Source organism: Streptomyces sp. NPDC054841, assembly GCF_053611045.1.
Genome location: NZ_JBSGZO010000605.1, coordinates 1 through 4,509, shown reverse-complemented (window position 1 = coordinate 4,509; position 4,509 = coordinate 1). Strand labels below are relative to the sequence as shown.

Genomic DNA, 4,509 nt, shown 5'->3' with positions numbered 1-4,509 from the left:
GATCCATAAGGATCCGGGCCTTCGGCATGTTCGGGGTGTACGGGGGGTTCAGGCCGGCGGGTGGACCACGGAAAGGCCCCGACGCCGTTCAGCGCCGGGGCCTTCGAAGTCGTGCGAGCGCGGCTACGCCGTCGCGCAGTTCGGGCAGACGCCCCGGTAGGTGACCTCTACGTCGGAGATGGTGAAGCCGAAGCGCTCGGAGTCCGGGAGGTCCGCGAGCGGGTTGCCCGCCGGGTGTACGTCGCGGATAGCGCCGCAGCGGGCGCAGACCAGGTGCTGGTGCGGCCGGTGCGCGTTCGGGTCGTACCGCTTGGCGCGGCGGTCCGTGGAGACCTCCAGGACCTCGCCCAGCGAGACCAGCTCACCCAGCGTGTTGTAGACGGTCGCCCGGGAGATCTCGGGCAGCCGCTCGACGGCGCGTGCGTGCACCTCGTCGGCGGTCAGATGTACGTGGTCCCCGTCGAGGACCTCGGCCACGACACGCCGCTGCGCGGTCATCCGCCAGCCGCGTCCGCGCAGTCGTTCCAACAGGTCACTCATACGTATCAGCCTAACAGTCAGGGGAGCCATGCCCCGAACAGGTGTGACTTTGGATGCTTGCTTGACTTGGATTTAGTCCAATGTAGGATCGAGGACGGTATTAGCCAAGGGACAGGACTCGCAGTCGATGACGCAGGACACGCAGGAGGCGCACGTGACCCAGGGACCGCTCACCACGGAGGCCGGCGCGCCCGTCGCCGACAACCAGAACAGCGAGACCGCGGGCGCCGGCGGTCCGGTTCTGATCCAGGACCAGCTGCTGCTCGAGAAGCTCGCGCACTTCAACCGTGAGCGCATTCCGGAGCGCATCGTGCACGCGCGCGGCGCGGGCGCCTACGGCACCTTCACGCTGACCCGCGATGTCTCGCAGTGGACGCGTGCCAAGTTCCTCTCCGAGGTCGGCAAGCAGACCGAGACGTTCCTGCGCTTCTCGACGGTCGCCGGCGGCCTCGGTTCCGCGGACGCCGTCCGCGACCCGCGCGGCTTCGCGCTGAAGTTCTACACCGAAGAGGGCAACTACGACCTCGTCGGCAACAACACGCCGGTGTTCTTCATCAAGGACGCCATCAAGTTCCCGGACTTCATCCACACGCAGAAGCGCGACCCGTACACGGGCAGCCAGGAAGCCGACAACGTCTGGGACTTCTGGGGTCTGAGCCCCGAGTCGACCCACCAGGTGACCTGGCTCTTCGGCGACCGGGGCATCCCCGCGACGCTGCGCCACATGAACGGGTACGGCTCGCACACGTACCAGTGGAACAACGAGGCCGGTGAGGTCTTCTGGGTCAAGTACCACTTCAAGACCGACCAGGGGATCAAGAACCTCACCCAGGCCGAGGCCAACAAGCTCGCCGGTGAGGACCCGGATTCGCACCAGCGCGACCTGCGTGAGGCCATCGAGCGCGGTGACTTCCCGTCCTGGACCGTGCAGGTGCAGATCATGCCGGCGGCCGAGGCGGCGAACTACCGCTTCAACCCGTTCGACCTCACCAAGGTCTGGCCGCACGAGGACTACCCGCCGATCGAGATCGGCAAGCTGGAGCTCAACCGCAACCCGGAGAACATCTTCGCCGAGGTCGAGCAGTCCATCTTCAGCCCCGCCCACTTCGTGCCGGGCATCGGTCCCTCCCCGGACAAGATGCTCCAGGGCCGTCTCTTCGCGTACGGCGACGCCCACCGCTACCGCGTCGGCATCAACGCCGACCACCTGCCGGTGAACCGCCCGCACGCCACCGAGGCGCGGACGAACAGCCGTGACGGCCACCTGTACGACGGCCGCCACAAGGGCGCCAAGAACTACGAGCCGAACAGCTTCGGAGGCCCGTTCCAGACGGACAGGCCGCTGTGGGTGTCGAACGCCGCCTTCACCGCCGGTACCGGCAACCACGAGGCCCCGCGCCATGCCGAGGACAATGACTTCGTGCAGGCGGGCAACCTGTACCGCCTGATGTCCGAGGACGAGAAGGGCCGTCTGGTCGAGAACCTCGCCGGGTTCATCGCGAAGGTGTCGCGCGACGACATCGCCGAGCGAGCGATCGACAACTTCCGCCAGGCGGACGACGACTTCGGCAAGCGGCTGGAGGCCGCGGTCCAGGCCCTGCGCGGCTGACACACCAGTACTGGACCGCTTGTCGTTGAGAGAGGGCCGGATCCCCGTCGGGGGTCCGGCCCTCTCGCGCGGGCGCTACCCCGCGAGCGTCGTCGCCTCGGTCCGGTGCCGGGCCGGAGTCCAGCAGCGGATGATGTCGCGTACGGAGACGATGCCGACGGGTCCGTGGGCGTCGAGCACGATGAGGTGGCGGAAACCGCCGTGGGTCATGGCCTCCGCGGCCTCCTCCAGGGTCCAGGAGGGTGCGGCGAAGACGACGTCGGTGGTGGTGTGGGTGCCGGAGGTTTCGCGGTCGGGGTCCTGGCCCGCGCCGAGCGAGTTCAGGATGTCGCGCTCGGTGAGGATGCCGAGGCCGCTGGTATCGGTGTCGAGGACGACGGCCGCCCCGACGCGGCGTGCGGCCATCAGCCGGGCGGCCTGCCGGAGGGTGTGTGCGGGGCCGATGGTGAGGACCACCGTGCTCATGGCGTCACGGACGAGCATGAATGGAGCCACCTCCTTGGTGAACCGTTCAACGAGAACCGATTCACAAGTTCACAAGTGGGGGGACTCTCAGGGTTGCAGTGATGCGCGGTATCAACAAGGGGGCGGGCGCGGCAGACCGGGGGTGCGGGCGGCGCGTGGTGTCAACAGGGCCCAGAGGACGTTGACACGGCGGCGAGCGAGAGCGCGAGCTAGAGGTTCTCGAAGAAGATGTGGCAGAGGATGTCGAGAGCGGCCTGGCGGCTCCGTCTCAGGGGCGGATGCGGCTACGCGGCCGTACCGGACCAAGGAGACCAGGCATGACGATCCAGCGGATGGACAACGTCCTCATCGTTGTCGATGACCTTGACGCTGTTATTTCGTTCTTCGTCGAACTCGGCGTGGAGCTGGAGGGCAAGGCACCGATCGAGGGACGTTGAGTGGAGCGTGTCATCGGGCTCGACGACGTCCGACAGGACGTCGCAATGCTGCGGACCCCGGACGGCCACGGCCGAATCGAGCTGGCGATGTTCCACACGCCGAAGGCGATCAGCGCCGAGCCGAAGGACGCCCCGGCGAACACGCTGGGCATTCGTCGCATCATGTTCGCCGTCGACGACATCGAGGACGTCGTTGCCCGCCTGCGCACCCACGGCGCCGAACTCGTCGGCGAGCTGGCGCAGTACGAGGACAGCTATCGGCTCTGCTACGTCCGCGGCCCGGAGGGCATCATCGTCGGACTGGCCGAGCAGCTCAGCTGAAGGCTGCCGAAGGGAAGCAGAGCGGTAAAAATAGCTTGCCCCAAGCGGCGTCAGTAGCGCTGGTTGAGGTAGCCCAGCAGTTCCTCGTGCAGCAGCCCGTTCGACGCCGCCGCGTTGCCGCTGTGCGGCCCCGGGGTTCCGTCCAGACCGGTGAAGGTGCCACCGGCCTCCTGCACGATGATCGCGTTCGCCGCCATGTCCCACAGCGACAGCTCGGGCTCCGCGCAGATGTCCACCGAACCCTCGGCGACCATCATGTACGGCCAGAAGTCGCCGTACGCGCGCGTGCGCCAGACCTCGCGGGTCAGGTCCAGGAACCCGTCCAGCCGCCCCCGCTCCTCCCAGCCGCTCAGCGAGGAGTACGCGAACGACGCGTCCGAGAGGTCCGCGACCTTTGACACCCGCATCCGGGTCGCCGAGGACAGGCTGCGGCCCGTGTAGGCGCCCGCGCCCTTCGCCGCCCACCAGCGGCGCCCCAGCGCCGGCGCCGACACCACACCGACGACCGGCTGGAAACCGCCCTCGCCGGCCTCCATCAGGGAGATCAGCGTCGCCCAGACAGGGACCCCGCGGACGTAGTTCTTCGTACCGTCGATCGGGTCGATCACCCAGCGCCGAGGGCCGGTGCCCTCGATGCCGTACTCCTCGCCGAGGATCGCGTCGCGCGGCCTGGCGCGCTGGAGCTGGGAGCGGATCAGCTCCTCGGCCGCCTTGTCGGCCTCGCTCACGGGAGTCATGTCCGGCTTGGTCTCGACCTTGAGGTCGAGCGCCTTGAACCGGTCCATGGTCGCCGCGTCGGCGGCGTCCGCGAGGACATGGGCGAGACGCAGATCATCGTGATAGTCGGCCATGACCGGCACTCTATCTCCGGGATCTCGGGGGCGGAGTCGCGGTCCGCCCCGGCGCGAAGACCACCCCCGCGCGCCCCCTGCTCTTGACAGTCGGTGGTCACCCGTCAACTCTGAGCGCAGAGCCGCAGGGCCCGGGAGGCCATGATGCCCACAGCGCGAGAAGCACTGCTGAACGCCGCGCTCACCGCTCTCTCCGGCCTGCCCTGGTCGGGGATCCGCATGGTCGACGTCGCCTCGGCCGCCGGGGTCTCGCGGCAGACGCTCTACAACGAGTTCGGCAGCAAGG

At 68.2% G+C, this 4,509-nt stretch carries 5 protein-coding genes and 1 pseudogene; 3 read left to right on the top strand and 3 right to left on the bottom strand.

The genetic code is table 11. From position 1 onward, the window contains the following. Window positions 1-123 precede the first annotated feature (123 nt). Complete coding sequence (locus ACWGI8_RS40280) at window positions 124-540, bottom strand: Fur family transcriptional regulator (protein ID WP_453668410.1); 417 nt, start codon at window positions 538-540, stop codon at window positions 124-126. A gap of 127 nt (window positions 541-667) precedes the next feature. Here ACWGI8_RS40280 and ACWGI8_RS40275 point away from each other — a divergent pair, with 127 nt between their 5' ends. Continuing rightward, on the top strand, window positions 668-2,149 hold the full coding sequence (locus tag ACWGI8_RS40275) for a catalase (RefSeq protein ID WP_453668409.1): 1,482 nt from the start codon (window positions 668-670) through the stop codon (window positions 2,147-2,149). 75 nt (window positions 2,150-2,224) lie between these two features. Here ACWGI8_RS40275 and ACWGI8_RS40270 read toward each other — a convergent pair whose 3' ends face one another. Beyond that, window positions 2,225-2,632 (bottom strand): CBS domain-containing protein, encoded by a 408-nt coding sequence (locus ACWGI8_RS40270; protein ID WP_453668408.1) that lies wholly within the window; start codon window positions 2,630-2,632, stop codon window positions 2,225-2,227. Between the two features lie 299 nt (window positions 2,633-2,931). Here ACWGI8_RS40270 and ACWGI8_RS40265 point away from each other — a divergent pair. Beyond that, window positions 2,932-3,372, top strand: a pseudogene (locus tag ACWGI8_RS40265) (VOC family protein). Between the two features lie 50 nt (window positions 3,373-3,422). Here ACWGI8_RS40265 and hisN read toward each other — a convergent pair. Next, on the bottom strand, window positions 3,423-4,223 hold the full coding sequence (gene hisN, locus ACWGI8_RS40260; protein WP_453668407.1) for a histidinol-phosphatase: 801 nt from the start codon (window positions 4,221-4,223) through the stop codon (window positions 3,423-3,425). A gap of 144 nt (window positions 4,224-4,367) precedes the next feature. On the opposite strand from hisN, the gene ACWGI8_RS40255 reads away from it, so the two are divergent. Further along, window positions 4,368-4,509, top strand: a 142-nt coding sequence (locus ACWGI8_RS40255) for a TetR family transcriptional regulator (protein WP_453668411.1), incomplete at its 3' end; no start/stop codon positions are given.

Excerpts from the sequence above, each read along its gene's own strand:
- ACWGI8_RS40280 (WP_453668410.1), bottom strand. The coding sequence starts at position 540 with ATGAGTGACCTGTTGGAACGACTGCGCGGACGCGGCTGGCGGATGACC.
- ACWGI8_RS40275 (WP_453668409.1), top strand. The coding sequence starts at position 668 with ATGACGCAGGACACGCAGGAGGCGCACGTGACCCAGGGACCGCTCACC.
- ACWGI8_RS40270 (WP_453668408.1), bottom strand. The coding sequence starts at position 2,632 with ATGCTCGTCCGTGACGCCATGAGCACGGTGGTCCTCACCATCGGCCCC.
- hisN (WP_453668407.1), bottom strand. The coding sequence starts at position 4,223 with ATGGCCGACTATCACGATGATCTGCGTCTCGCCCATGTCCTCGCGGAC.